Annotated in this window: 19 protein-coding genes; 7 read left to right on the forward strand and 12 right to left on the reverse strand. The window is 72.1% G+C overall.

Annotation, left to right across the window (positions count from 1 at the left end; translation table 11 throughout):
• Positions 1–40: 40 nt before the first annotated feature.
• The 3 genes from ACFVFH_RS04475 to ACFVFH_RS04485 form a co-directional block, all read right to left on the reverse strand.
• Positions 41–919 carry an ABC transporter permease gene (locus ACFVFH_RS04475; RefSeq protein ID WP_383763194.1) on the reverse strand — a complete coding sequence of 293 codons (879 nt, stop codon included), beginning with the start codon at positions 917–919 and terminating at the stop codon, positions 41–43.
• Complete coding sequence (locus tag ACFVFH_RS04480; RefSeq protein ID WP_383763197.1) at positions 916–3,576, reverse strand: alpha/beta fold hydrolase; 2,661 nt, start codon at positions 3,574–3,576, stop codon at positions 916–918. The genes ACFVFH_RS04475 and ACFVFH_RS04480 overlap by 4 nt, the downstream gene beginning before the upstream one ends.
• Positions 3,577–3,708: 132 nt before the next feature.
• Complete coding sequence (locus ACFVFH_RS04485) at positions 3,709–4,431, reverse strand: DUF981 domain-containing protein (protein WP_383763199.1); 723 nt, start codon at positions 4,429–4,431, stop codon at positions 3,709–3,711.
• A 260-nt stretch (positions 4,432–4,691) separates the two neighbouring features.
• On the opposite strand from ACFVFH_RS04485, the gene ACFVFH_RS04490 reads away from it, so the two are divergent.
• Positions 4,692–5,846, forward strand: coding sequence for a DUF3103 family protein (locus tag ACFVFH_RS04490; RefSeq protein WP_383763202.1), 1,155 nt, complete (start codon positions 4,692–4,694; stop codon positions 5,844–5,846).
• A 53-nt stretch (positions 5,847–5,899) separates the two neighbouring features.
• Here ACFVFH_RS04490 and ACFVFH_RS04495 read toward each other — a convergent pair whose 3' ends face one another.
• The gene (locus ACFVFH_RS04495; RefSeq protein ID WP_383763205.1) at positions 5,900–6,505 is read right to left on the reverse strand and encodes a DUF4291 domain-containing protein; all 606 of its coding nucleotides are present in this window, start codon (positions 6,503–6,505) and stop codon (positions 5,900–5,902) included.
• A 225-nt stretch (positions 6,506–6,730) separates the two neighbouring features.
• Here ACFVFH_RS04495 and ACFVFH_RS04500 point away from each other — a divergent pair, with 225 nt between their 5' ends.
• Positions 6,731–7,462 (forward strand): VC0807 family protein, encoded by a 732-nt coding sequence (locus tag ACFVFH_RS04500; RefSeq protein ID WP_383763207.1) that lies wholly within the window; start codon positions 6,731–6,733, stop codon positions 7,460–7,462.
• A gap of 296 nt (positions 7,463–7,758) precedes the next feature.
• On the opposite strand, the gene mmsA is transcribed toward ACFVFH_RS04500, so the two are convergent.
• From mmsA to iolC, 5 genes are read right to left on the reverse strand one after another with little or no spacing between them, the layout of a single operon-like run.
• Positions 7,759–9,258 (reverse strand): CoA-acylating methylmalonate-semialdehyde dehydrogenase, encoded by a 1,500-nt coding sequence (gene mmsA, locus ACFVFH_RS04505; protein WP_383763210.1) that lies wholly within the window; start codon positions 9,256–9,258, stop codon positions 7,759–7,761.
• 12 nt (positions 9,259–9,270) lie between these two features.
• Complete coding sequence (iolD, locus tag ACFVFH_RS04510) at positions 9,271–11,151, reverse strand: 3D-(3,5/4)-trihydroxycyclohexane-1,2-dione acylhydrolase (decyclizing) (RefSeq protein WP_383763212.1); 1,881 nt, start codon at positions 11,149–11,151, stop codon at positions 9,271–9,273.
• Positions 11,148–12,032: a 5-deoxy-glucuronate isomerase gene (gene iolB / locus ACFVFH_RS04515; protein ID WP_383763215.1), complete on the reverse strand. Its 885-nt coding sequence runs from the start codon at positions 12,030–12,032 to the stop codon at positions 11,148–11,150. The genes iolD and iolB overlap by 4 nt, the downstream gene beginning before the upstream one ends.
• Positions 12,029–12,973 carry a deoxyribose-phosphate aldolase gene (locus ACFVFH_RS04520; RefSeq protein ID WP_383763218.1) on the reverse strand — a complete coding sequence of 315 codons (945 nt, stop codon included), beginning with the start codon at positions 12,971–12,973 and terminating at the stop codon, positions 12,029–12,031. The genes iolB and ACFVFH_RS04520 overlap by 4 nt, the downstream gene beginning before the upstream one ends.
• Positions 12,970–13,965 carry a 5-dehydro-2-deoxygluconokinase gene (iolC, locus tag ACFVFH_RS04525; RefSeq protein ID WP_383763221.1) on the reverse strand — a complete coding sequence of 332 codons (996 nt, stop codon included), beginning with the start codon at positions 13,963–13,965 and terminating at the stop codon, positions 12,970–12,972. Before iolC ends, ACFVFH_RS04520 begins: the two co-directional genes overlap by 4 nt.
• Positions 13,966–14,319: 354 nt before the next feature.
• Between iolC and ACFVFH_RS04530 the strand changes: the two genes are divergently transcribed.
• From ACFVFH_RS04530 to ACFVFH_RS04550, 5 genes are all read left to right on the forward strand, one after another.
• Positions 14,320–15,255, forward strand: coding sequence for a sugar phosphate isomerase/epimerase family protein (locus tag ACFVFH_RS04530; RefSeq protein ID WP_383763225.1), 936 nt, complete (start codon positions 14,320–14,322; stop codon positions 15,253–15,255).
• Positions 15,256–15,377: 122 nt separating this feature from the next.
• Positions 15,378–15,779 (forward strand): peptidoglycan-binding protein, encoded by a 402-nt coding sequence (locus ACFVFH_RS04535; protein WP_383763227.1) that lies wholly within the window; start codon positions 15,378–15,380, stop codon positions 15,777–15,779.
• 133 nt (positions 15,780–15,912) lie between these two features.
• On the forward strand, positions 15,913–16,911 hold the full coding sequence (locus ACFVFH_RS04540) for a PrsW family intramembrane metalloprotease (RefSeq protein WP_383763230.1): 999 nt from the start codon (positions 15,913–15,915) through the stop codon (positions 16,909–16,911).
• Positions 16,912–17,017: 106 nt separating this feature from the next.
• Complete coding sequence (locus tag ACFVFH_RS04545; protein ID WP_383763231.1) at positions 17,018–17,329, forward strand: heavy-metal-associated domain-containing protein; 312 nt, start codon at positions 17,018–17,020, stop codon at positions 17,327–17,329.
• Positions 17,330–17,449: 120 nt separating this feature from the next.
• Positions 17,450–19,816 (forward strand): heavy metal translocating P-type ATPase, encoded by a 2,367-nt coding sequence (locus ACFVFH_RS04550; RefSeq protein ID WP_383763234.1) that lies wholly within the window; start codon positions 17,450–17,452, stop codon positions 19,814–19,816.
• A gap of 552 nt (positions 19,817–20,368) precedes the next feature.
• Here the strand turns inward: ACFVFH_RS04550 and ACFVFH_RS04555 are convergent.
• The 3 genes from ACFVFH_RS04555 to ACFVFH_RS04565 all read right to left on the reverse strand — a co-directional run bounded on the left by ACFVFH_RS04555 (position 20,369) and on the right by ACFVFH_RS04565 (position 25,482).
• Positions 20,369–21,658, reverse strand: coding sequence for a citrate synthase (locus tag ACFVFH_RS04555; RefSeq protein WP_093548651.1), 1,290 nt, complete (start codon positions 21,656–21,658; stop codon positions 20,369–20,371).
• A gap of 129 nt (positions 21,659–21,787) precedes the next feature.
• Complete coding sequence (locus tag ACFVFH_RS04560; RefSeq protein ID WP_383763604.1) at positions 21,788–24,088, reverse strand: ATP-dependent RecD-like DNA helicase; 2,301 nt, start codon at positions 24,086–24,088, stop codon at positions 21,788–21,790.
• A gap of 77 nt (positions 24,089–24,165) precedes the next feature.
• Positions 24,166–25,482, reverse strand: coding sequence for an alpha/beta hydrolase family protein (locus tag ACFVFH_RS04565; protein WP_383763236.1), 1,317 nt, complete (start codon positions 25,480–25,482; stop codon positions 24,166–24,168).
• Between the last annotated feature and the right edge of the window lie 123 nt (positions 25,483–25,605).

The raw sequence follows: 25,605 nt of genomic DNA on the forward strand, positions 1-25,605 counted from the left end.
ATGCGGCAACGAGGGCCGGGGGCGGGGCGGAACGTCAAGCTCAGGACACGATGTCCTTACGACTGAACCCCCGGAAGGCGAGGGCGAACAGGATCAGGGCATACGTCACCGAGATCGCCGCCCCCTTGGCCATGCCGCCCCATTCGATGCCGGGCTGGAGCGCGTCCGCCCAGGCGAACTGCCAGTGCGCGGGGAGGAATTCGCGCCAGGAGCCGAGCGCGGTGACGGCGTCCAGCACATTGCCGACGATGGTCAGCCCGACCGCGCCGCCGACCGCGCCCAGCGGGGCGTCGGTCTTCGTGGACAGCCAGAACGCCAGCCCGGCGGTGACGAGCTGGGACACGAAGACGAACGCGACGACGAGCGCCAGCCGGGGCACGGCCGACGAGGCGGCGAGCGCTCCCCCGGTGGGCAGTTCGAGCGGCCCCCAGCCGTACGCGACGGCTCCCGCGCCCAGGGCGACCAGGGGCAGCAGCACCATCGCGGCCAGGCTGAAGCCGAGCGCCACGACGAGCTTGCTCCACAGCAGCCTGGCCCGGGGCACGGGTGCCGCCAGCAGATAGCGCAGCGACGACCAGCTCGCCTCGGAGGCGACGGTGTCCCCGCAGAACAGCGCGACGGGGACCACCAGGAGGAACCCGGCGGAGACGAAGAGGCAGGTCGCGGCGAAGTTCGCGGCGGACGCGGTCGCGGTGTCCATCAGGGTGATCCGGCCGCTGCCGCCGCCCCGCGAGGCCGGGGTGCCGCCGATCGCGAAGGCGGTGATCAGGACGAAGGGCAGCACGGCCAGCACCCCGCCCATGAGCAGGGTGCGGCGTCTGCGCAGCTGGCGCACCGCCTCGACGCGCAGCGGCAGGGTGTGCCGGGCGCGGTAGCCGGGGGCCTCGGCGGTCTGGGCGAGATCGGCTGTGGCACTCATGCGGAGCCTCCGGAGATGAGGGTGAGGAACGCGTCCTCCAGACGGCGGTGCGGTCCGACACCGGTCAACGGCACGTCCAGCCTGACCAGTTCGGCGATCAGTCCGGACGGGGTGGCGCCGTCGAGCCGGACCAGCAGTCCGCGTCCGTCGTCGGTGCGGACCGCCGAGCCGATCCCGGCCAGTGCGGAGACCTTCTCCACCAGTGGTTCGGCGACCGTCCCGGCGGTGGTGACGAGGAGCATGTCGCCGGAGCCGGTGATCTCGGCGACCGGGCCCGCCTGGACGAGCCGGCCCCGGTCCATGACCACGAGGTGGGTGCAGGACTGTTCGACCTCGGAGAGCAGGTGGCTGGAGACGATGACGGTCCGGCCCCCGGCCGCGTAACGGATCATCACGTCACGCATCTCGCGGATCTGGGGCGGGTCGAGGCCGTTGGTCGGTTCGTCGAGGATGAGCAGGTCCGGCAGGCCGAGCATGGCCTGGGCGATGGCGAGCCGCTGCCGCATGCCCTGCGAGTAGGTGCGGACGGCGCGGGCCAGGGCGTCGCCGAGACCGGCGATCTCCAGGGCCTCCGTCAGGTGCGCGTCCTCGGCGGGGCGCCCGGTGGCCTGCCAGTACAGCTCCAGGTTGGCGCGGCCGGACAGGTGCGGCAGGAAGCCCGCGCCCTCGACGAAGGAGCCGACCCGGGACAGCACGGGGGCGCCGGGCCGGATGGCGTGTCCGAAGACCCGGATCCCGCCGTCGTCGGGGGTGATCAGCCCCATCAGCATCCGCAGGGTCGTGGTCTTGCCCGCGCCGTTGGGCCCGAGGAGCCCGAGGACCTGCCCCTTCTCGACCCGGAAGGAGAGGTCCTTCACGGCGTACCGGTCGCCGGTCCTGGTGTACTTCTTCGACAGGCCGGTGATCTGGAGGGGTACGTCGGCGAGTGCCGGATCGGGTGCGGGGGTCGCGGTGCGGCGGCGGGCGGTGAGCAGCAGCAGGGCGGCGATCACCGCGGCGGCGGCCGGGAGGCCCCAGATCCACCAGGGCAGCGCGGTGGCCGCGGTCCTCAGGCCGGGGGCGGTGGGGACGGTCAGCGTGCCGGTGGGGGTCACGGTGTACGTGGTCGGCTCGGCGGGTGAGGCGTAGCCGAGGTCGGTGGCGGAGAGGACGAGGCGGAGGCGGTGCCCCGCGTCGAACCGGTGGTCGATGGCGGGGAGGGTCAGCCGGACCGGCTTCCCCTGCTGGGCCGGGGTGATGCGGAAGGGTGCGACCAGCTGGGAGGGCAGCACCTGCTGCTTGCCGTCCGGGGACACGTCGTACACCTTGCCGAACAGCACCGCGTCGCCGTGGCCGGCCCGGACGTCGACCTGGACGGTCGGGGTGCCGGTGACGCTCAGCGGCTTGTCCAGCGGGGCCGATTCGAAGCGTGCGTACTGGCCGGGGAAGTCGACCGAGAGCCCGACGCCGAGGGACGAGAGCCGTGCGAGGCCGCCACCGGCTCCGGGAACGGCGGAGATGGCGGGCGGGTTGGCCCCGGCGGGGTTGCGGAACGTCTCCGTGCGCCGGTCCAGGGCGACGCTCTGCGCGCCGCTGTCCAGCCCCGGGTACGTATCGCTGCTCGCCCCGCGGGTGAGGGCGGCGCCGTCGGTGGAGTCGACGCCTCCGGTGCGGGTGACGCGGAAGGCGGGGCCGGTGTCGGCGTTCCTGTCGTCCTTGAGGTAGCGGTCGAACCAGTCGCCGATCCGGCGTTGGACCCGGTCGGTCTCCAGGTCGCCGCCGTCGTGGCCCCCGGCGGTCCAGTCGACGGCGACCGGGGCGCCGTTGCCGCTGATGGCCCTGGCCATGGCGTCGGCCTGGCCGAGCGGGAAGAGGGAGTCGGACTGCCCCTGCACGATGAGCGCGGGCACCTTGATGCGGTCCGCGACGGCGCTCGGTGAGCGCTCGGTCAGCAGCGCCCGTGCGGCGGCGTCGGGTTTCCCGCTGACGGCGACCCGTTCGTACATCGCGCAGAGCCGCTTCTCGAACTTCTGGCAGCCGCCGCCGGTGGTGACGAAGACGCCGGCCCAGAGCTTCTTGAAGACCCCGTCGGGGAACAGGGCGTCGGCGAGGTTCCAGTACGTGATCTGCGGGGCGATGGCGTCGACGCGCTTGTCGTGCCCGGCGGCGAGGAGCGCGGCTGCTCCGCCGTAGGAGGCTCCGGTGATCCCGACGCGGGGGTCGCCCTTCGCGTCGAGCCGTACCTCGGGCCGGTCCGCCAGCCAGTCGATCAGCCGGGACACGTCCTTGATCTCGCGGCCGGGGTCGTTGAGCGCGATGTCGCCGCCCGACTTCCCGAAGCCGCGGGCGGACCAGGTCAGCACGGCGTATCCGGAACGGGCCAGCCGCTCGGCCTGGGCCCGCACATCGTCCTTGCTGCCGCCGAATCCGTGCCCGATCAGCACGGCGGGCCGCCGCCCGGTGCCCCCGGCGGTGAAGTACGAGGTGTCGAGGGACACCCCGTCGGTCTTCAGCATCCGGTCCTGGCGGTGCACGGCGGGCCCGCCGTCGTCGGCCACGGCGTTCCAGGTGCCCGCGCCGGCCAGCACGGCGAGGGCCGCGAGGCCCGCGGTCCACCGGCCACGACTGCGGGACAGCGGGCGCCGCCACCGGGGCGTGCGCGCAAGAGGGGTCTCCATGGTTCTCGACCCTAAGCGGCCCGCCGCCGCGCGGGGGCAGCCCCCCGGGGCGAACTCTCCGGCCTCCTCGCGGAGTACGGTGTTCCCCCGCCGTACTCCGTACGCGGTATGCCGGCCCCGGGGCGCCGGGGTTCACATGGTGTTGACGATGAGGCCGATGTGGGTGAAGTAGTTGAGCCCGCCGAAGAGCAGGAACGCCAGACCGGCCAGTCCCCAGACGACGCCGGTCACCGGGGCCATCCAGCCCGACGGCCTGCGCAGCACGAACGGGAACAGCAGGGCGCCGATGCCGACCAGGACGTACAGCCCCGACATGAAGCTCGCCTCCAGGATCGGCCACCGCGCGAACTCCCCGGAGATGGGTTCCTCGGGCGGTGCGGCGAAGAGGGTGTACTTCCAGCCCGCGGCGGCGATCCCGAAGCAGGCGAGCCCGAGTCCGAACACGAGGACAGAGATGGGCAGGGCGACCCGGGCCGACCGGACGATGCGGTCCGCGCTGTTGAGTTCGGCTCCGCGTCTCCAGAGGTAGAAGGAGGCGGCGAAGAGGAGGACGCCGAAGGCGAGCGCCGGTTCGCCGAAGATGATGTTGTCGAACGGGAAGCCCTGTCCGGCGAGCGGCCAGGTCAGGGTCATGTGGAGACCCGTGGTGACCAGGATGAAGCCGAGGGCCCCGAAGGCGAGGACCCAGCCTTCGGGGTTGATGGTGCGTTCGGGCGTGAGGAGCTGGCGCCCCAGCGCCACCACGAGCAGCAGCCCCGCCCCGGCGGCCACCGACATGATCGTGTTGTACGTCGGCATCCTGGCCCAGTCGATCTTCAGGCCGGATGCCGCCAGGGGGATGACATGGTGGATCATCCCGGGAGCCTATCGATGCATATGGGCATGATGCGGCATTTGTTCGCTTGCCCGAGTGGCTCGGCGCGCGGGCACCACCCCCGCCGGACGGCCCGCCGCACACCGGTGCCGTCCAGCCGGGCGCGGGGGCACTCTTGTCATGGACACAAAGGCGCGCTCTACTCGCATAGACCGATGCGATCCCCTTCCCCCGCTCGCCGGATTCCGGTGGTCGCTCCGTCACCCCCGTAGCGCTCCCACTGCCGTCAGGAGAGATCCTCTTGAGTACTTCCACACCGCTGCGCACGGCACTGATCGGCGTCACCCTGGCCGCGACCGCCCTGATCCCGCTCCAGGGCAGCGCCCTGGCGGCGCAGCCCGGAACGGCCAAGGCCACCGCCCCCTCCGCTCCTTCCTCCTCGGTCTCCGCCATCGAGGAGGCCACCGCGCTCGCGCTCGCCCGCTCGCTGGCCGATCCCGCCTGGAGCAAGGAGGTCCGCAGAGCGGCCCTGGCGGCGGACGCGGTCGGCCTCGGCGGGCTGACCGACGACGCCAACGCGCCGGCAGGGCGGAAGCTCGCCGCCGGGATCACCCGGGCCGACCGGGGCGTCGCCGCCGCCAAGGGCCTGGGCGACGGCGCGGGTTCACTGCTGCGGGTCGGTCTGGCGGACGCGTCGATGCGGAACCGGCTCGCCTCGGGCGCGGCCCCGCTGGTGGCCGCCGCCCCGTCCGACGACGGGGACCGCTCGACGTTCACCGCGTACGACAGCACGGGCGCGGCCCATGAACTGGCCCTGGACAGCGCCCCCGACCGGCCCGTCTACCTCGTCGGCATCGACGGCGCGAAGGCCGTCGCCCAGGGCCTGGAGGTCATCGACAGGACCCTGGCGTCCAAGGGCCTCGGCCGCACCGCCCAGGCCGCCGGAACGGGCCTGGCCGCCGCGTCGGGCATCGACACCACCCGGATCGACTCGGTGCGGGTCGGCGACGTCAAGGAGCCCTTCTTCAAGGGCGACGCCGAGATCTTCACCCTCGTCACCGGCTTCGGCAAGGACGGCACACCGCGCGTCGACACCGTCGAGATGCCCTATCTGAACGACGAGGACACGACCTACTACCCGGGCCAGGTCCTGGTGAACTGGTCCGTCTACAAGTACGACATGGCCGACGCGGTCATGATGGAGGACGACGGGGACACCAACTACCAGGCCCTGGCCAAGGCCATCGCCGCGGTCCTGCTCACCATCACCGACCAGGGCGCGTACATCCCGCTGGCCGACGCGCTGCTCGACGCCGTCCCCACCAACTGGTGGACCGACGACCCGGACTACGTCGACTCCTGGTACACCCTCGCCAGGACCAGCAGCGGCCTGCGCAACGGGGCCGCGGGCAACGGCTGGATGACCGTCTCGCCGTACCACGTGCCGGAGCTCTGACCGCCCGCGGCCGACGCGCCGTGCGCGGAGCACGCCTCCGCGCACGTGCCGGGTCAGGCCGCCGTCTCCACCGGGAGCGGGACGCCGCCCCGAGGGTACGGCGACTCCCGCGGCAGGAGCGCCGCCGCCTCGTCGAGCCGTCCGGCGCGCACCCGTTCATGGACCTGCCGGGCGAGCGGGGTGACATCGCGGATCGACACGGTCCACTCGTCGGCGTACCGCCGTGCCGCCTCGCCGGAGAGCCCGAGCTGGAGGGAGCGGTACGGCAGCCGCTCCAGACGGAGGTCGCGCTCGGGGTCCCACTGGACGCGGGCCGGGGCGCTGCGCAGATTCCGCTGCCAGGTGGCGCGGTCGGGGTGGACGCCCCTGACGTAGTGCGAGAGCTCGGCGTTCCCCAGGGCCCAGTCGAAGCCCTCGCGGGTGATCTCGACGGCCAGCACGGTCTCCTGACCCTCCTTCACCGCCCAGCCGCAGCGGTACATCATCCACAGGAAGCTCGGCTTGATCCAGGTCATGCGATCGCGCTTCCAGATGTCGGGGAAGCGGCCGTCACGGGCGGCGGGCAGGCCGATGGCGGGGGCGTACGCCTGGTAGACGGTGACGGTGGTGCCGGTGTGCTGGGCGCGGATCTCGTACCGCGGACTGGTCGGAGCGGTCATGGCCCCATCAGAACACCGGCCCGCGCGGCACGGCGAACGGTTTACCGGCGCACCGGAATTCAGGGTTCCGAGGGATGGCGGGCGGAGGTGTCACCGCCCGGGGCTGACATTCGTCATAGGGAGTCCGGTACACCTGGCTCTGCCGGGCGCCGGGCCCCGGAGGCCAGTCTGTACGTATCGAGAGCGGGCCGCGAAGGCGCCGCCGACACGGGAGAGGAACCCGTCATGAGCAGCCCGGCAGCCACCGTCACCGCCCCCGTCGCAGATGTTCCGGCCGCCATCGCCCCGTCGACCGCGCCGCGCAAGGCCCTGCTGGACAGCCTGATGCCGCTGCTCGTGGACGTGGGCGTGCCGCTCGTCTCGTACTACGCGCTGAAGGCGGCGGGGCTGAGCACCTTCGCCGCGCTGGCCTGGAGCAGTGTGCTGCCGGCCGTGCGCACCGTGTGGGGCGTGGTGCGCGAGCGGCGGCTCAACGGGCTGGCGGCGCTGATGGTGACGGTCAACGTGGTCAGCCTGGCGACGAGCCTGGCGGTCGGGGACCCCCGGCTGATGCTCGCCAAGGACAGCGGGGTGAGCAGCGTCATCGGGCTGGTCGTCCTGGTGACCGCGCTGAAGGGGCAGCCGATGATGACGGCGGGGGTGCGGCCGATGCTGGTCAAGGGCGACGCGGCCAAGGACGCCGCCTGGCAGCGGCTCTCGGCCGGGTCGGCGGCGTTCCGGCGGGCGGAGGTCCGGTTCTCGGCGGTGTGGGGCGCGGCGCTGCTGGCCGAGTGCGTGGTGCGGGCCGTGGGCGCGTACACGGTGCCGGTGGAGACGATGGTGTGGCTCGGCACGGTGATCATGGTCGCGACGCTGGTGCTCGCGTTCCTGGTCTCGGGCCGGGTGGGCGCGGTCCCGATGGAACGGATGATCGAGGAGGAGGCCGGCGCGGGGAAGTCCGGGGACACCGCGCGCTGACCCCACGGACCACGGGCCCGAGAGGGGGAACGGGCCCGGAGGGGGACGGGGCCGGAGGAGAAGCCGCTCGTGGCTTCCCTCCGGCCCCTTTCCGTGTGCCGCGGGGTGATCCCGCTTCGACGGGTACGGCGACGGCCCGTACGGGCGCGCGATGCGTCCGTACGGGCCGTCGGGGCAGGCCGTGCCGGTCGGCCGGGCCGGGCCAGTCGGCCGGGCCGGGCCAGTCGGCCGGGCCGGGCCAGTCGGCCGGGCCGGGCCAGTCGGCCGGGCCGGGCCAGTCGGCCGGGCCGGGCCGGTCAGTGGTTGCGGGGGAAGCCCAGGTCCACACCGGCCGGGGCGTCGGCCGGGTCCGGCCAGCGGGTGGTGACGACCTTGCCGCGGGTGTAGAAGTGCACGCCGTCGTTGCCGTAGATGTGGTGGTCGCCGAAGAGCGAGTCCTTCCAGCCGCCGAAGGAGTGGTAGCCCACCGGCACCGGGATCGGCACGTTGACGCCGACCATGCCCGCCTCGATCTCCAGCTGGAAGCGGCGGGCGGCGCCGCCGTCGCGGGTGAAGATCGCGGTGCCGTTGCCGAACGGCGAGGCGTTCATGAGGGCGACGCCCTCCTCGTAGGTCTCGGTGCGCAGCACGCACAGGACCGGGCCGAAGATCTCGTCCTTGTACGCGTCCGAGTCGGTGGAGACGTTGTCGAGGAGGGAGAGGCCGATCCAGTGGCCGTCCTCGAAGCCCTCGACGGTGAAGCCGGTGCCGTCCAGGACGACATCGGCGCCCTGGGCCGCGGCGCCCGTGACGTAGGAGGCGACCTTGTCGCGGTGGGCGGCGGTGATCAGCGGGCCCATCTCGGAGGCCGGGTCGTTGCCGGGGCCGATCTTGATCTTCTCGGCGCGCTCCTTGATCTTCGCGACCAGCTCGTCGGCGATGGAGCCGACCGCGACGACCGCGGAGATCGCCATGCAGCGCTCGCCGGCGGAGCCGTACGCGGCGGAGACGGCGGCGTCGGCCGCGGCGTCGAGGTCCGCGTCGGGCAGCACCAGCATGTGGTTCTTCGCGCCGCCGAGCGCCTGGACGCGCTTGCCGTTGGCGGAGGCGGTGGCGTGGATGTGGCGGGCGATCGGGGTGGAGCCCACGAAGGAGACCGCGGCGACGTCCGGGTGGTTCAGCAGCCCGTCGACGGCGACCTTGTCACCGTGCAGGACGTTGAGCACCCCGTCCGGCAGACCGGCCTCGGCGGCCAGCTCGGCCAGCAGGTTGGCGGCCGAGGGGTCCTTCTCGCTGGGCTTGAGGACGAAGGTGTTCCCGCAGGCGATGGCGAGCGGGAACATCCACATCGGCACCATGGCCGGGAAGTTGAACGGGGTGATGCCCGCGACCACACCGAGCGACTGGCGGATCGAGGAGACGTCGACCCGGCTGGAGACCTGGGTGGACAGCTCGCCCTTGAGCTGGGTGGTGATGCCGCAGGCCAGCTCGACGATCTCCAGACCGCGGGCGACCTCGCCCAGCGCGTCCGAGTGCACCTTGCCGTGCTCGGCGGTGATCAGCGCGGCGATCTCGTCGCGGTGGGCGTCGAGCAGCGCCCGGTAGCGGAAGAGCACCGCGGTGCGGGCGGCCAGCGAGGAGGTGCCCCAGGTGGCGTAGGCGTCCTTGGCGGCGGCGACCGCGGCGTCGACCTCTTCGAGGGAGGCGAGCGCGACCTGGGTGGTGACGGCGCCGGTGGCCGGGTCGGTGACCGGGCCGTAGTTGCCCGACGCGCCCTCGACGGTCTTGCCACCGATCCAGTGGTTGACGGTCTTCATGACGGAACTCCTTCAGAGGTGGTGGCGTCGGTCGGCGACGTGACGGTCGTACTCTTCCCGGGCTTTCACGGCCGATGGCCGGGTGGCCGTTTCGGCTACGGGAACATCCCACCACGCCTGCGCCGGAGGGGGGCCCGACACTGTGTCTGCCGTTTCGGTCTCGACGTAGACACAAGTGGGACGGTCCGCCGCCCGTGCTTCGGCGAGGGCTTCGCGCAGGTCACGCACGGTCTTGGCGCGCAGTACCCGCATCCCGAGCGAGCCCGCGTTGGCCGCGAGATCGACGGGGAGCGGCGGGCCGGTGAAGGTGCCGTCCGCGGCCCGGTGCCGGTAGGCGGTGCCGAGGCGCTCGGCGCCGACCTGCTCGGAGAGGCCGCCGATGGACGCGTAGCCGTGGTTCTGGAGGACGACCAGCTTCACGGGAAGCTGCTGCTGCACGGCGGTGACGATCTCGGTGGGATTCATCAGATACGTGCCGTCGCCGACGAGCGCCCAGACGGGGCGGCCGGGGGCGGCCAGCTGGACCCCGATCGCGGCCGGGATCTCGTAGCCCATGCAGGAGTAGCCGTACTCCACGTGGTACTGGCGCGGGGAGCGGGCCCGCCAGAGCTTGTGCAGGTCGCCGGGGAGCGAACCGGCCGCGTTGATCAGGATGTCGTCCTCGGTGACCAGGGCGTCGAGGAGGCCGAGGACCTGGGCCTGGGTGGGGCGGGCGCGCGGGTCGTCGGCGGTGAACGCGTCGGTGACGCGCCGCTCCCACCGCTCCTTGGCGTCGGTGTACTCCGTCTCGTAGGCGGGGTCGACGCGGTGGTTGCGGGCGGCGAGCGCGGTGGTGAGGGCTTCGAGGGCGGTACGGGCGTCGGCGACGAGCGGGAGGGCGCCGAGCTTGTGGGCGTCGAAGCCGGTGAGGTTGATGTTGAGGAAGCGGACCGCCGGGTCCGCGAAGAGGGTGCCGGAGGCGGTGGTGAAGTCGGAGTAGCGGGTGCCGATGCCGATGACGAGGTCGGCGGTGCGGGCCAGGTCGTCGGCGGTCGCGGTGCCGGTGTGGCCGATGCCTCCGACGTCGGCGGGGTGGTCGTGGCGCAGCGCGCCCTTGCCCGCCTGGGTGGCGGCGACGGGGATGCGGGTGGCGGCGGCGAAGGCGGCCAGGGTCTCCTCGGCGGCGCTGTGGTGGACCCCGCCGCCCGCCACGATCAGCGGCCGTCGGGCGGTGCGCACCGCCCGTACCGCCCGGCCGAGTTCCTCCGGATCGGGGGCGGGGCGGCGTACGTACCAGACGCGCTCGGCGAAGAACTCCTCCGGCCAGTCGTACGCCTGGGCCTGCACGTCCTGCGGCAGCGCCAGCGTCACCGCGCCGGTCTCCGCCGGGTCGGTGAGGGTCCGCACGGCCTGGAGGGCGGCCGGGACCAGGGCCTCGGGGCGGGTGATCCGGTCGAAGTAGCGGGAGACGGGGCGCAGGCAGTCGTTGACGGAGACATCGCCCGCGGCCGGGACTTCGAGCTGCTGGAGCACGGGGTCGGCGGGCCGGGTCGCGAAGGTGTCCCCGGGCAGCAGGAGGACGGGGAGGTGGTTGACGGTGGCGAGGGCGGCGCCGGTGACGAGGTTGGTGGCGCCGGGGCCGATGGAGGTGGTGACGGCGTGTGCGGAGAGCCGCCCCGACTGGCGGGCGTAGCCGACGGCGGCGTGCACCATGGCCTGTTCGTTGCGGCCCTGGAGGTAGGGCATGGCTCGGCCGGACTCGACGAGCGCCTGGCCGACCCCGGCGACGTTGCCATGGCCGAAGATCCCCCAGGTGGCGCTGATCAGGCGCTGTCTGCGGCCGTCGCGCTCGGTGTACTGGCGGGACAGGAAGGTCACCAGGGCCTGCGCCGTGGTGAGCCGGCGGGTGCTCATGGGCGTGCCTCCGTCCCGTAGAAGGGGAGTCTGGGGTCCACCGGCTGCGCGGGCCAGGTGTCGCGGATCCAGCCGTGGTCCGGGTGGTCGCTGATCAGCCACTCCCGCTGCTCCCCCGGGCCCGCCATCACGTTGAGGTAGTAGAGGGTGCGGCCCGGGGAGGCGATGGAGGGGCCGTGCCAGCCGTCCGGGATCAGGACCGTGTCGCCGCTGCGGACCTCGGCGAGGACGTCCGTGCCGCCGGTCCGGGACGGTGACACCCGGTGGTAGCCGAGGCCGTCGTGCTCCACCTCGAAGTAGTAGATCTCCTCCAGCACGGACTCGGCCCCGGGGCGGTGCTCGTCGTGTTTGTGCGGCGGGTACGACGACCAGTTGCCGCCGGGGGTGAGCACCTCGACGGCGATCAGCCGGTCGCATTCGAAGGTGTCGGCGGCGGCGAAGTTGTTGACCTGGCGGGAGCAGTTGCCGGAGCCGCGCAGTTCGACGGGTACCTCCGGCGCGGGGCCGTAGCGAGCGGGGAGTCGTCGCTCGCACTTCGCTCCTGCCAGGGCGAAGCGGCCTCCTGCGCCGGAGGCGATCTGCGCATGGGCGTCGCGCGGCACGTACGCGAAGTCGGATACCCCGCTGAACACGCTTTCCCGGCCCAGCAGTTCAAAGATCTCACCTGAGGAGTGCACCGTACAGCCACCGGTCAACGGCAACACGATCCACTCGCTCTCCCCGGTGACGAGCGTGTGAACCCCGCCGGGCCCGAGCTCCAGGATCCGCAGGCCCGACCGGTCCCAGCCGGCCCGCTCCGGGCCGATGTCGAGGGCGTAGGGGCCGCTCGCCGTGCTCCCGGCCCTCAGGTGGCGGCGCGGTCCGTGGTCGTCCGTCGTCATGCTCCCGTCTCCTCTTCTCCTGGTTCCGTACGCCGTCCTCGCGTCGCCCTCGGCTCCAGCAGCGAGACCGCCGTGTCGACGGCCGCGGCCACCTCCCCGTCGGCCGGGTAGAGCAGGGAACGCCCCACCACCAGGCCCTGGACGGTCGGCAGCCGCAGCGCCCCGCGCCACTTCTCGAACGCTCCGTCCAGGTCGTCGCCCACCTCCCCGCCCAGCAGCACCGCGGGCAGCGTGGACGTCTCCATCACCCGGGCCATGTCCCCGGGGTCCTGGGTGACCGGGACCTTGAGCCAGGTGTACGCGGACGTCCCGGCCAGCCCGGAGGCGATGGCGATCGAGGTGGTGACCGCCTCCGCGCCGAGGTCGTTGCGGACCCGGCCGCCGGTGCGGCGGCAGAGGAACGGTTCGACGAAGACCGGCAGCCGGTGGGCGGCCATCGCGTCGATGGCGCGGGCGGTGGCGTGCATGGTGTCGAGCGAGCCGGGGTCGTCGTAGTCGATGCGGAGCAGCAGCTTGCCCGCGTCGAAGCGGAGGCGGGCGAGGTCCTCGGGGCGGTGGCCGGTGAACCGGTCGTCCAGCTCGAAGGCGGCACCGGCGAGTCCGCCCCGGTTCATCGAGCCGATGACGACCTTGTCCTCCAGCGCGCCGAGGAGCAGCAGGTCGTCGAGGATGTCGGCGGTGGCGAGCACTCCGTCGACGCCGGGGCGGGAGAGCGCCAGCCGGAGCCGCTCCAGCAGGTCGAAGCGGTTGGCCATGGCCAGGGCCCGGTCGCCCACGGCGAGGGAGCCGCGGGCCGGATGGTCCGCCGCGATGATCATCAGCCGTCCTCCGCTGCCGACGAGGGGGCGTCTGCGGCGGCGCGCGGCGGCCTCGGCGACGGCCTCGGGGTGGTGCATGCGCACCTGGACGAGTTCGGAGACGGAGGAGGCCGGGGACGTCATGGGGTGGCTCCGGTGGGGCGGGGGGTGACGGCGCCTTCGGTCAGGGCCGCTTCGACTTCGTACGGGAACGGCATGGCGGACGAGCAGGCGAGCCGGGAGGCGACGATGGCCCCCGCCGCGTTGGCGTACCGCATGACGCGGCCGGTCTCCCAGCCCGCGAGGAGCCCGTGGCAGAGCGCGCCGCCGAAGGCGTCCCCGGCGCCGAGGCCGTTGACGACGTCGACGGGCAGCGGTGGCACCTCGGCCACCGTTCCGTCGCGGTGGACGGCGAGGACGCCGTCGGGGCCCTGTTTCACGACGGCGAGTTCGACGCCCGCGCGGATCAGGGCGCGGGCGGCCGCGTGCGGTTCGCGCTCGCCGGTCGCGATCTCGCACTCGTCGAGGTTGCCGACGGCGACGGTGGCGAGGGCGAGGGCCTCGCGGTAGCGGGCGGCCGGGGTGTCCGCCGGCGTGCCGTCCCCGGTGTCCCAGAACATCGGGCGCCAGTCGAGGTCGAAGACGGTGATGCCGGAGCGGGCGCGGGCGCGGAGTGCGGCGAGGGTCGCGGTGCGGCTCGGTTCGGCGCAGAGCCCGGTGCCCGTCATCCAGAAGACCCGGGCGGAGACGACCGCTTCGAGGTCCAGTTCGGCGGTGTGGATCTCCAGATCGGGGGCCTTGGGCTGCCGGTAGAAGTAGAGCGGGAAGTCGTCGGGCGGGAAGATCTCGCAGAAGGTGACCGGGGTCGGGTAGGCGTCGACGGGCGTCACCCACCGGTCGTCCACCCCGAACTCCCGCAGCTGGTGGTGGAGATACTCCCCGAAGGCGTCCCGGCCGGTGCGTGTCACCACCGCGGTCCGCCGGCCGAGCCGGGCCGCCGCGACGGCGACATTGGACGGCGAGCCGCCGAGGAACTTCCCGAAGGTGTCGACCCGGGCGAGTGGCAGACCGGTCTGGAGGGGGTAGAGATCCACACCGATGCGGCCCATGGTGATGACGTCGTACCGCTCAGACATGGCCATCCCTCCGTCCGGCGTGCGGCACGGCCGGTGCCCTCCGTCCGGCGTGCGGCACGGCCGCTCCCGGGCCCGGTGCCCTCCGTCCGGGGCGTGCCGGGCCCGCGCGCCCCGGTGCCGCGCCTCGCCGCGTGGTCGTCGGTGACCATGGCTCCGCCATGCTTCCCTCCTCCGCCTTGCCACGCACGGCACCGGACCCGCCCGCCCCACCGGTCCGGCCGTGCGGCGTGATCCGGTGGGTCGGCCTGATCCGGACGAAGGACGCTAGCCCTCCCCCGGAACCCTGTCAATGGTTTGTCCGGACATACGGACGAATGATTGACACCCGCTCGCGCGCCGGGAAGTCTGGACGGCATGACGTCCTCCGCAGTGGCCCCGTCCCGTATCCGCATCGGTTCGGCACCCGACTCGTGGGGGGTCTGGTTCCCCGACGATCCGCGCCAAGTGCCCTGGCAGCGCTTCCTCGACGAGGTGTCCGCGGCGGGTTACGAGTGGATCGAGCTCGGCCCGTACGGCTACCTCCCGACCGATCCGGCCCGGCTGGCCGACGAGACCCGCGGCCGCGGGCTCTCGGTCTCCGCCGGGACGGTCTTCACCGGATTGCACCACGGGCCGGACGTCTGGGACCGGACCTGGGAGCATGTCGCCGGCATCGCGGCACTCACCCGGGCGATGGGCGCCGGGCATCTGGTGGTCATCCCCTCGTTCTGGCGCGACGACCGGACGGGCGAGGTCCTGGAGGACCGCGAGCTCACGGCCGAACAGTGGCGCCATCTCACCACCCAGACGGAGCGGCTGGGCCGCGAGGTGCAAGACCGTTTCGGACTGCGCATCGCCGTCCACCCGCATGCCGACACCCACATCGACACCGAGGAGAACGTGAGCCGCTTCCTCGACGCCACCGACCCCGGGCTCGTCTCGCTCTGCCTCGACACCGGGCACTACGCCTACTGCGGCGGCGACAGCGTCGAGCTGATCGAGACCTACGGGGAACGGATCGGCTATCTGCACCTCAAGCAGGTCGACCCGGAGATCCTGGCCCGGGTCGTGGCGGAGGAGGTGCCGTTCGGCCCGGCCGTGGCGCGCGGCGTGATGTGCGAACCGCCGTACGGGGTGCCCGCCCTGGAGCCCGTGCTGGCCGCGGCCCGCGGACTGGACGTCGATCTGTTCGCCATCGTCGAGCAGGACATGTATCCGTGCCCGCCCGACAAGCCCCTCCCCATCGCCCGCCGCACCCGGGAGTTCCTCCGCTCCTGCGGCGGCGACGCCCCGGCGCGGCGGACGCCCTGACCCACCGGACGGCTCCGGGAAGTGACGTAGCGGCGGTGTGCGGTGTTGTCCTCGGCGAGAGGGCGGGGCACGGCCCCGGCCGTGCCCCGCCGCACCCACCACCGCACGAGGAGCCGCCCACCATGATCCGCATGACATCACCGCCGCACAGGACGGTCTGGGCACTGGCCGCCACCGCCCTGCTCGCCGCCCTCGCCTCGGCGCCGGGCGCCTCGGCCGACGGGGGCCGCCAGGCACCGCCGCCCGCCGCCGGCCCGGCCTGCGCCTTCTACGACGGCGACCGGACGACCTCCTTCGGCGAGCGGGGCGAACGTGTCTCCCAGGCGCAGTGCCTGCTGGCCAACCGCCACTATCTGCCCTGGTCCGCGGTGGACGGGACGTTCGGATCCGAGACGCTCGTCGCCGTGCAGCGCTTCCAGGCGGACCATCCGCCCCTGGTGCCGGACGGCCTGATCACCCGGGCCACCTGGTCGGCGCTCTGGCACGCGGGGCCGAACCGCGTGACCCCGCTGCCCTTCCCGTAACCCGCCCCTCACCCGGTCCCGTACGGGGACGAGCCCCCGTACGGGACAGCCCTCGCCCGAATGCCGCACGGCACCGCACACCCTAGGATTCGGACAAATAAGGAGATATGCGCGAGGTGTAGAGGGAGTCCGTGTGAACCGGCCCAGCGATCCCGGCAGCCCGTCGTCCGGCACGCCCTCCGCCCGGCGGTCTCCGCCCGCTCCCCCGCCGTATCCTCCCGGCCCGGCGCAGCCCCGCCCCGGGCTCTGGAAGCGGTGCCTGTGGGGCGGCATCGCCCTCTGGCTGCTGACCGCGATCGTCACGTACGCCACCCGGAACTCCAATCTGCTGCCGACGCTGATCCTGCTCGGCAGCTTCCTGGTCCCGGCCGTCTTCGTCCTGTGGGCGTACGAGCGGCACGGCCGCGACCTGGGCGCGACCGTCATCCTCGGCTGCTTCCTGACGGGCGGGATCCTGGGCGTCCTCGGCGCCTCGGTCGCGGAGTCCTATCTGCTGCATCCGTCCGTCTGGGTCTTCGTGGGCGTCGGCCTGATCGAGGAGGCCGTCAAGCTCCTGGCCCTGATGTTCGTACTCCGCCGCCATCCCGGCATCCGCGGCATGCGGGCCGGGCTGGTGCTCGGCGCGACGGTCGGGTTCGGGTTCGCCGCCTTCGAGAGCGCGGGGTACGCCTTCAACGCGGCCGTGACGATGAAGGGCATCGATCTGCGCGCCCTGCTGGAGACCGAGGTGCTGCGCGGGGTGCTCGCGCCGTTCGGGCACGGGCTCTGGACCGCGATCGCCGGCGGCGTGCTCCTCGCGTACCGGAAGCCGAACGGGCGTTTCCACCTCGCCGCGCCCGTGATCGGCGCGTATATCGGCGTCGCCGTGCTGCACTCGCTCTGGGACTCGATGCACGGCATCGCGCTCTGGCTGGTCGCCGAGCTCACCGACACGGGCCTGAGCCGTGAGCTCTTCGCCCAGGGCTACATCGTGGCCCCCACCGACGAACAGCAGCATCTGTTCACGCTCTTCTCGGTCGGCGGCATGGTCGTGATCACGCTCGTCGCGCTGGCCTGGCTGCGCTCGCTGGCACGGCGGGCGCGGGACACCGGGGCGGAGGGACGGCAGGGCACTCGCATTCATACCCCCTAGGGGTATAGAGTGGGGAGTGTCGGGGCACACCGGGTCTCCTGGGGTCCCTGACGCCGCACACTTCTGCGCACACCGAAACCCTGTGCCCGTCGAAGAGGAGAACACCATGACCGCCGAGACCCAGCTCCCCCAGGCCAACGGCTCCTGCTGCTCGCCCAGCGGCTCCTGCCACGACGGCGCGGACGCCGGCGCCACGGCGGACGCCGGGGTGACCACCGTCTACCAGGTGACCGGGATGACCTGTGGACACTGCGAGGGCGCCGTCTCCGAGGAGATCTCCGGCATCGAGGGTGTCACCTCGGTGAAGGCCGTGGCCTCCACGGGCCAGGTGACCGTCATCTCCGCGGCCCCGCTGACCGACGACGCCGTGCGCGCCGCGGTCGACGAGGCGGGCTACGAGCTCGTCGGCCGGGCCTGAACACCGCCGGGCACCACCGCTGCGCCGGATACGCCCGTATCACCCTCCTTTGCCACCGGGCCGGACCGACCAGCGGATACTGGTGGGGCACGGCCCGGTCGGCATTTCAGGAGCTCGAACATGCACAGCGCAACGGAGGCCGGGGCCCGGACGGCGGAGCGCTCGACCGCTGAACTCACGATCGGCGGAATGACCTGCGCCTCCTGTGCGGCCCGCGTCGAGAAGAAGCTCAACCGGATGGACGGGGTCACCGCCACCGTCAATTACGCGACCGAGAAGGCCGAGGTCGCCTTCGGCCCGGAGACCGGCCTCGCGGATCTGATCGCCACGGTCGAGAGGACCGGCTACACGGCGCAGCCGGTGCGCCACCCCGCGCCGCCACCGACGCCGCCACCGCCGGCCCCGCTCCGGACCGGCGACGAGGCCCCGGCCGGGGGCCGGACCGACGACGGGAACGCCCCCGGGACGCGGGCCGGGGCCGACAACACCTCCGACGCCACCGACGCCACCGACGACCATGCTCCCGACCCGCTGCGGCAGCGTCTGATCGTCTCGGCCGTCCTCGCCGCCCCGGTCGTCCTGCTGGCGATGGTCCCCGCCCTCCAGTTCGACAACTGGCAGTGGCTCTCACTGACCCTCGCCGCCCCCGTCGTCGTCTGGGGCGGACTGCCCTTCCACCGCGCGGCCTGGGCCAACGCCCGGCACGGCGCGGCCACCATGGACACCCTGGTCTCGATCGGCACGCTGGCCGCCTTCGGCTGGTCCCTGTGGGCGCTCTTCTTCGGCGACGCGGGCATGCCCGGGATGCGGCACGGCTTCGACCTCACCGTCCCGCACGCCGGTGACACGTCCACCCTCTATCTGGAGGTCGCGGCCGGGGTCGTCACCTTCATCCTGCTGGGCCGCCATCTGGAGGCGAGGTCCAAGCGGAAGGCCGGGTCCGCCCTGCGCGCGCTGATGCACCTGGGCGCGAAGGACGTCTCCGTCCTCCGGGACGGTACGGAGGTGCGCGTTCCCGTCGCCCGGCTCGCCGTGGGCGACCGCTTCGTGGTCCGCCCCGGCGAGAAGATCGCCACGGACGGCACCGTCGTCGAGGGCGCCTCGGCCGTGGACACCTCGATGCTCACCGGCGAGTCCGTGCCCGTGGAGACCGGTGTCGGCGACCCGGTCACCGGGGCCACCGTGAACGCCTCCGGCCGGCTGGTCGTCGAGGCCACCAGGATCGGCGCCGACACCCAGCTGGCCCGGATGGCCCGGCTCGTCGAGGACGCGCAGAGCGGCAAGGCTGCGGCCCAGCGCCTCGCGGACCGGATCTCCGCCGTCTTCGTCCCCGTGGTGCTGGTGATCGCACTCGTCACCCTGGTCGCGTGGCTGCTCGTCACGGACGACGTGACCGCCGCGTTCACGGCCGCCGTGGCCGTACTGATCATCGCCTGCCCCTGCGCCCTGGGCCTCGCCACCCCGACCGCCCTCATGGTCGGCACCGGACGCGGCGCCCAGCTCGGCATCCTGATCAAGGGCCCCGAAGTCCTGGAGACCACCCGCCGCGTCGACACCATCGTCCTCGACAAGACCGGCACCGTCACCACCGGCCGCATGACCCTCCTCGACGTCCACACCACCGACCGGACCGACGAAACCGACGTACTCCGGCTCGCGGGCGCACTGGAGCACTCCTCCGAACACCCCATCGCCCAGGCCGTCGCCGCCGGAGCCACCGAACGCACCGGCGCACCCCTCCCCGCACCCGAGGACTTCACCAACATCCCCGGCCTCGGCGTCCAGGGCGTCGTCGAGGGGCACCGGGTACTCGTCGGCCGTACGCGGCTGCTGACCGACGCGGGCATCGGCCTCCCCGACGCCCTGTCCGCCGCCGTCGCGGACGCGGCGGCCGAGGGGCGTACCGCCGTGGTGGTCGCCTGGGACGGACGGGCGCGCGGCGTCCTCGCGGTGGCCGACAAGATCAAGGACAGCAGCGCGGAGGCCGTCGCCGAGCTCCGCGCCCTCGGCCTCCACCCCGTCCTGCTGACCGGCGACAACCGGGCCGCGGCCGATGCCGTGGCCCGCGCGGTCGGGATCGACGAGGTCCACGCCGAGGTGCTGCCCGAGGAGAAAGTGCACGTCATCGAGCGGTTGAGGGCCGAGGGGCGGTCGGTCGCCATGGTCGGTGACGGGGTCAACGACGCGGCCGCGCTGGCCACCGCCGACCTCGGTCTGGCGATGGGTACGGGCACGGACGCCGCGATCGAGGCGAGCGATCTGACCCTGGTTCGTGGAGATCTCAAGGTGGCCGCCGACGCGATCCGGCTGTCCAGGCGCACCCTGGCCACCATCAGGGGCAACCTCTTCTGGGCATTCGGCTATAACACAGCCGCCCTGCCCCTTGCGGCATTTGGCCTGCTCAACCCTATGATTGCAGGAGCGGCGATGGCCTTCTCCTCGGTCTTCGTCGTGACGAACAGCCTGCGGTTGCGCGCCTTCACTTAATTTCCACAAAGAGATCCAGATCACATGGATTTCGGGGTAACCATCCGGCGGGTTCGTGAGTCTAAGAGTGCGATGCCAAGGATGTCTTGGGGGACGTCCGTCGGAGCGTCTTGGGGGACGCTGCGGGCAAGCGTTGGCCGGGGCACGTGCACCGGGGAGCTTTGAGCGGCCCTCCCGTGCGTACGTACCCCGGCAGACCGCACAGGAAGTACAGGAAGTACAAGTGAAGAGCACGGCGCGCAGTTCTCAGTAGCTGAGAAACGCAGGGGCTTCGGCCCCCATCGGACGCCCGGCCGGATCCCGTGGGGGGAATCCGCTCCGGGACATGGGAAGCGCCTCGCTGTCGGCCCGTGGGGGGATCGATGGCGGGGCGCTTCTCGCTGCCCGCCGGACGCCACACCGCACCCGCCCCGCCACCGGGCGCACGCCGCGTACCTCACCGCCGGGCACGCAAATCGCCCCGGACACCGCGCTCTGTGCGAAAGCGCGGTACGCGGGGCGAAGTCGACCGGCCTCGGCGGCCGGGGTCGTGCGAGGGCGTTACGCCGTGGTTCAGCGGCCCTCGACCGGGACGAAGTCGCGCAGGACCTCGCCGGTGTAGATCTGGCGCGGGCGGCCGATGCGGGAACCCGGCTCCTTGATCATCTCGTGCCACTGGGCGATCCAGCCGGGAAGGCGGCCGATCGCGAAGAGCACGGTGAACATCTCGGTCGGGAAGCCCATGGCCCGGTAGATCAGACCCGTGTAGAAGTCCACGTTCGGGTAGAGGTTGCGCGAGACGAAGTACTCGTCGGAGAGCGCGTGCTCCTCCAGCTTCAGCGCGATGTCGAGCAGTTCGTCGGACTTGCCGAGCGCGGACAGCACATCGTGGGCGGCGGCCTTGATGATCTTGGCGCGCGGGTCGAAGGACTTGTAGACGCGGTGGCCGAAGCCCATCAGCCGGACGCCGTCCTCCTTGTTCTTCACCTTGCGGATGAAGGAGTCGACGTCGCCGCCGTTGGCCTGGATGCCTTCGAGCATCTCCAGCACCGACTGGTTGGCGCCACCGTGCAGCGGGCCCCAGAGCGCCGAGATACCGGCGGAGATCGAGGCGAACATGTTCGCCTGCGAGGAGCCGACCAGACGCACGGTGGAGGTCGAACAGTTCTGCTCGTGGTCCGCGTGCAGGATGAGCAGCTTGTCGAGCGCGGAGACGACGACCGGGTCCAGGTCGTACTCCTGGGCGGGGACCGAGAAGGTCATGCGCAGGAAGTTCTCGACGTACCCGAGGTCGTTGCGCGGGTAGACGAAGGGGTGGCCGATCGACTTCTTGTACGCGTACGCGGCGATCGTCGGCAGCTTGGCGAGCAGCCGGATCGTCGAGAGGTGGCGCTGCTCCTCGTCGAACGGGTTGTGGCTGTCCTGGTAGAACGTGGACAGCGCGCTGACGACCGAGGACAGCATGGCCATCGGGTGGGCGTCGCGCGGGAAGCCGTCGAAGAAGCGCTTGACGTCCTCGTGCAGCAGCGTGTGCTGGGTGATCTCGTTCTTGAAGGTCGACAGCTCGTCGACCTTCGGAAGCTCACCGTTGATGAGCGTGTACGCGACCTCCAGGAACGTCGAGCGCTCGGCGAGCTGCTCGATGGGGTAGCCGCGGTAGCGGAGGATGCCCTGCTCACCGTCGAGGTAGGTGATGGCGGATTTATAGGCTGCGGTGTTGCCATATCCGCTGTCCAGCGTCACGAGACCGGTATTGGCCCGGAGCTTCCCGATGTCGAAGCCCTTGTCGCCGACGGTGCTGTCGATCACCGGGTAGGTGTACTCGCCGTCGCCGTACCGCAGTACTACAGAGTTGTCGCTCACGTCATCCCTCACCGACGTAGTGCCTCTTCTTCGAGGTTCCCTGACTGTCTCCACCCTCCCCCATTTGGCTCAGGAGAGTGCACTCGGGGTCGTCCATTGGACCTACTCGCGGCACTGAGTGCCGCGAGCTTACTCATCCTGCCCCCTCGGTTCCGGTTCCGGAAGGGCTGCGTGATGTTTCCCACCGATTTGATCGATCATTTTTTCCGCCGATCCTCCGCCCGAGCCCCCCGACAGCCGGTAATCCAGCGCCGTACAGCGCCTGCCTGCGGAAACCGTGCGGACCGCCTGGCCGATCGCCTGCCGTGACCCGACCAGCACGACGAGTTTCTTGGCCCTGGTCACAGCGGTGTAGAGGAGGTTCCGCTGGAGCATCATCCAGGCGCTTCTGGTCACGGGGATGACCACGGCCGGGTACTCGCTGCCCTGGGAGCGGTGGATCGTCATGGCGTACGCGTGGGCCAGCTCGTCCAGCTCGTCGAAGTCGTAGCCGATCTCCTCGTCCTCGTCGGTGAGGACCGTCAGCGTCTGTTCGTCCAGGTCGAGGGCGGTGACGACGCCGACCGTGCCGTTGAAGACGCCGTTCTCGCCCTTGTCGTAGTTGTTGCGGATCTGGGTGACCTTGTCACCGACCCGGAAGACCCGGCCGCCGAACCGCTTCTCGGGGAGGTGGGGGCGGGCCGGGGTGATGGCCTGCTGGAGGAGCCCGTTGAGCGTGCCCGCGCCGGCCGGGCCCCGGTGCATCGGGGCGAGGACCTGTACGTCGCGCCGTGCGTCGAGGCCGAATTTGGCGGGAATACGACGGGCCGCGACATCCACCGCGAGGACTCCGGCGTCCTCCGTCTCGTCCTCCACGAAGAGGAAGAAGTCGTTGAGGCCCTGGGTCAGCGGCGGCACCCCGGAGTTGATCCGGTGCGCGTTGGTGACGACACCGGACTGCTGGGCCTGGCGGAAGATCGTGGTGAGCCGGACGGCGGGCACCGGGCTGCCGACTGCGAGCAGATCGCGCAGCACCTCCCCCGCGCCGACCGAGGGCAGCTGGTCGACGTCCCCGACGAGCAGCAGATGGGCGCCGGGCGCCACCGCCTTCAGCAGCTTGTTGGCGAGCAGCAGATCCAGCATCGACGCCTCGTCGACGACCACCAGATCGGCGTCCAGCGGACGGTCCCGGTCGTACGCGGCGTCGCCGCCCGGCTTCAGCTCCAGCAGCCGGTGCACGGTGGAGGCCTCCGCGCCGGTCAGCTCGGAGAGCCGCTTGGCCGCCCGCCCGGTCGGTGCGGCCAGCACCACCTTGGCCTTCTTGGCCCGCGCCAGCTCCACGACCGACCGGACGGTGAACGACTTCCCGCAGCCGGGCCCACCGGTCAGCACCGCGACCTTCCGGCTGAGCGCGAGCCGGACCGCCGCCTTCTGCTCGGGCGCCAGATCCGCCCCCGTACGCGTGGCGAGCCAGGCCAGCGCCTTGTCCCAGTCCACGTCCGCGAAGGCCGGCATGCGCTCCTCGGGGGTCCGCAGCAGCCGCTGCACCTGGGAGGCGAGGGCGACCTCGGCACGGTGGAAGGGGACCAGATAGATGGCCGTGACCATCTCGCCGCCCTCGGGCGACGGCACCTTCTCCCGTACGACTCCCTCCGGGTCCTCGGCCAGCTCGGCGAGGCACTCGATGACCAGGCCCGTGTCCACCTGGAGCAGCTTCACCCCGTCGGCGATCAGCCGCTCCTCGGGGAGGAAGCAGTGCCCCTGGTCGGTGGACTGCGACAGGGCGTACTGCAAGCCCGCCTTGACCCGTTCCGGGCTGTCGTGCGGGATGCCGACCGCCTGCGCGATCTTGTCGGCGGTGAGGAAGCCGATGCCCCAGACGTCGGCGGCCAGCCGGTAGGGCTGGTTCTTCACGACGGAGATCGAGGCGTCCTCGTACTTCTTGTAGATCCGGACGGCGATGGAGGTGGAGACGCCGACGCCCTGGAGGAAGACCATCACCTCCTTGATCGCCTTCTGTTCCTCCCATGCGGCGGCGATCATCTTCGTCCGCTTCGGCCCGAGGCCGGGGACCTCGATGAGCCGCTTCGGTTCCTTCTCGATGATGTCGAGGGTGTCGACGCCGAAGTGGGTGGTGATCCGGTCGGCCATGACCGGGCCGATGCCCTTGATCAGCCCGGAGCCGAGATAGCGGCGGATGCCCTGGATGGTGGCGGGCAGGATCGTCGTGTAGTTCTCGACGGTGAACTGCTTGCCGTACTGGGAGTGCGAACCCCAGCGCCCCTCCATGCGCAGCGACTCACCGGGCTGCGCCCCGAGCAGCGAACCGACCACGGTGAGCAGGTCGTTGGCCCCGCGCCCGGTGTCGACGCGGGCGACCGTGTATCCGTTCTCCTCGTTGGCGTACGTGATGCGCTCCAGCACGCCTTCGAGGACGGCCAGGTTCGGCATGGTGGACATGGACCGACGGTATCGCCTGTCACTGACACCGCGGGGTGCCGGTTCGGTGCGGTGCCACGCACTCCGGTTCAGTGCGGTGCCACGTACTCCACCTTCACCGCGTCCGGTACGCCGGGCAGCTTCTTCCGACCGGTCAGGAGCGCGTCCGCCGAGGTGTCGCCCAGCAGGTACCGGCGGAAGAACGCGACGGTGTAGCCCGTGGCGATCCGGCGCTGGGTGGTCTCGTCGAGTCCCCGGTCCTGCCGGTCCGTGCCGTCCTGCGCGACGCACCGCCCGCGCCGCTGGCCCGGGATCGCGTCGTCCACGGCGGCCACCTGACCGCTGCTGGGGGACCACTGGGTGTTGAAGTAGTCGTGGTTGCCGCCGGTGAGGGTGATGCCGTGCAGCGGCGCCTTGTTCCGCTGCCGGTTCCACCTCACGTACTCACCGGTGTTGACCTGGTCGCACGTGCCCCACAGCACGGCCAGCGGGACCTTGGTGACCGGCTCGACGTCCCAGGTGGCGGTGGGCGCGAGGCCGAGCGCCGCCTTGATCTTCACCCCGGCGGGCCAGTCGCCGTGCCGCCGGTCGGAGACCTGCTGCATCACGCCTCCGCCGCCCATGGAGTGACCGAGGGTGCCGACGCGCCCCAGGTCCAGATGCCCGGTGAAGACGGCGCCGCCGGTCCGGCCGGTCCGCGGGTCCTTGAGCGCACCCTTCAACGGCCCCTGGCCCGCGTCGAGTCGGCGCCACAGATCCAGATGCCTGTTGATGAGGGCGGCCCGCGCCCCGTACACCGAGTCCGCCTGTCCGGCGCTGGTCGCGTTGATCCCGTTGGCCCCCATGGAGACCACCACGAAGCCCTGCCGGGCCAGGCTCTCGCCCAGGTAGTCGTAACCGGATCGGCTGGGCAGCGGTTCGGTCCCCGCCCGGCACGGCCAGGCCCACAGTCGGTCGCTCATCCGCTCGATGATCTCCGTCTGCCGGGCCTCCGCGGCCTCGTCCCCGGCCTTCTCGGCCAGCGCCAGCGCCTTGCGCGCCTTCGTCAGCGCGAGCTGTGCGGCCCGGTCCGCGCAGGTGGCCCACTGCCCGTGCTGTATGACGACCAGCGGGTGCCGGCCGGGCGCAAGCCCCTTGCCGCCCGGCCCCCGGGGATACCGTACGACCGCGGCGATCTCGTTCTTCCCCTGGTAGGGCGCCCCGGGGACGAAGGCCAGATCGCCCAGGTCGTAGACGAGCCGCCCGACCGTCACCGCGGCCGCCGGAGCCGATCCGGGCGAGGGTTCCCCGCCCGCGGCCGGGACGGGCGCCAGGGCCGCGAGCGCGAGCACGGCGGCTCCCGTGCCGAGAGCCGCCGCACGGACCCGGCCGCCGGAAACCTTGCCGCTGTCCTTCTCCACCGCCATGCGCGGTCCACCCTCCCAGGTCGCCTCGGGTCCCCATGGCCGACCGCGAACGCACCGCTGTGCTCCACTCGCCGGGGACGGACGCGCCCACTGTGACCGGCGGTTGTCAGGAAACTGTGAGCC

Origin of the sequence: Streptomyces sp. NPDC057697, assembly GCF_042799335.1 — a bacterium.
In the GTDB taxonomy this organism is placed as follows: Bacteria; Actinomycetota; Actinomycetes; order Streptomycetales; family Streptomycetaceae; genus Streptomyces.

Excerpts from the sequence above, each read along its gene's own strand:
- ACFVFH_RS04500 (WP_383763207.1), top strand. The coding sequence starts at position 6,731 with ATGAGCAGCCCGGCAGCCACCGTCACCGCCCCCGTCGCAGATGTTCCG.
- ACFVFH_RS04480 (WP_383763197.1), bottom strand. The coding sequence starts at position 3,576 with ATGGAGACCCCTCTTGCGCGCACGCCCCGGTGGCGGCGCCCGCTGTCC.
- ACFVFH_RS04550 (WP_383763234.1), top strand. The coding sequence starts at position 17,450 with ATGCACAGCGCAACGGAGGCCGGGGCCCGGACGGCGGAGCGCTCGACC.
- ACFVFH_RS04535 (WP_383763227.1), top strand. The coding sequence starts at position 15,378 with ATGATCCGCATGACATCACCGCCGCACAGGACGGTCTGGGCACTGGCC.
- iolB (WP_383763215.1), bottom strand. The coding sequence starts at position 12,032 with ATGACGACGGACGACCACGGACCGCGCCGCCACCTGAGGGCCGGGAGC.
- ACFVFH_RS04485 (WP_383763199.1), bottom strand. The coding sequence starts at position 4,431 with ATGATCCACCATGTCATCCCCCTGGCGGCATCCGGCCTGAAGATCGAC.
- iolC (WP_383763221.1), bottom strand. The coding sequence starts at position 13,965 with ATGTCTGAGCGGTACGACGTCATCACCATGGGCCGCATCGGTGTGGAT.
- ACFVFH_RS04495 (WP_383763205.1), bottom strand. The coding sequence starts at position 6,505 with ATGACCGCTCCGACCAGTCCGCGGTACGAGATCCGCGCCCAGCACACC.
- ACFVFH_RS04475 (WP_383763194.1), bottom strand. The coding sequence starts at position 919 with ATGAGTGCCACAGCCGATCTCGCCCAGACCGCCGAGGCCCCCGGCTAC.
- ACFVFH_RS04560 (WP_383763604.1), bottom strand. The coding sequence starts at position 24,088 with ATGCCGAACCTGGCCGTCCTCGAAGGCGTGCTGGAGCGCATCACGTAC.
- iolD (WP_383763212.1), bottom strand. The coding sequence starts at position 11,151 with ATGAGCACCCGCCGGCTCACCACGGCGCAGGCCCTGGTGACCTTCCTG.
- ACFVFH_RS04545 (WP_383763231.1), top strand. The coding sequence starts at position 17,018 with ATGACCGCCGAGACCCAGCTCCCCCAGGCCAACGGCTCCTGCTGCTCG.
- mmsA (WP_383763210.1), bottom strand. The coding sequence starts at position 9,258 with ATGAAGACCGTCAACCACTGGATCGGTGGCAAGACCGTCGAGGGCGCG.
- ACFVFH_RS04520 (WP_383763218.1), bottom strand. The coding sequence starts at position 12,973 with ATGACGTCCCCGGCCTCCTCCGTCTCCGAACTCGTCCAGGTGCGCATG.
- ACFVFH_RS04565 (WP_383763236.1), bottom strand. The coding sequence starts at position 25,482 with ATGGCGGTGGAGAAGGACAGCGGCAAGGTTTCCGGCGGCCGGGTCCGT.
- ACFVFH_RS04530 (WP_383763225.1), top strand. The coding sequence starts at position 14,320 with ATGACGTCCTCCGCAGTGGCCCCGTCCCGTATCCGCATCGGTTCGGCA.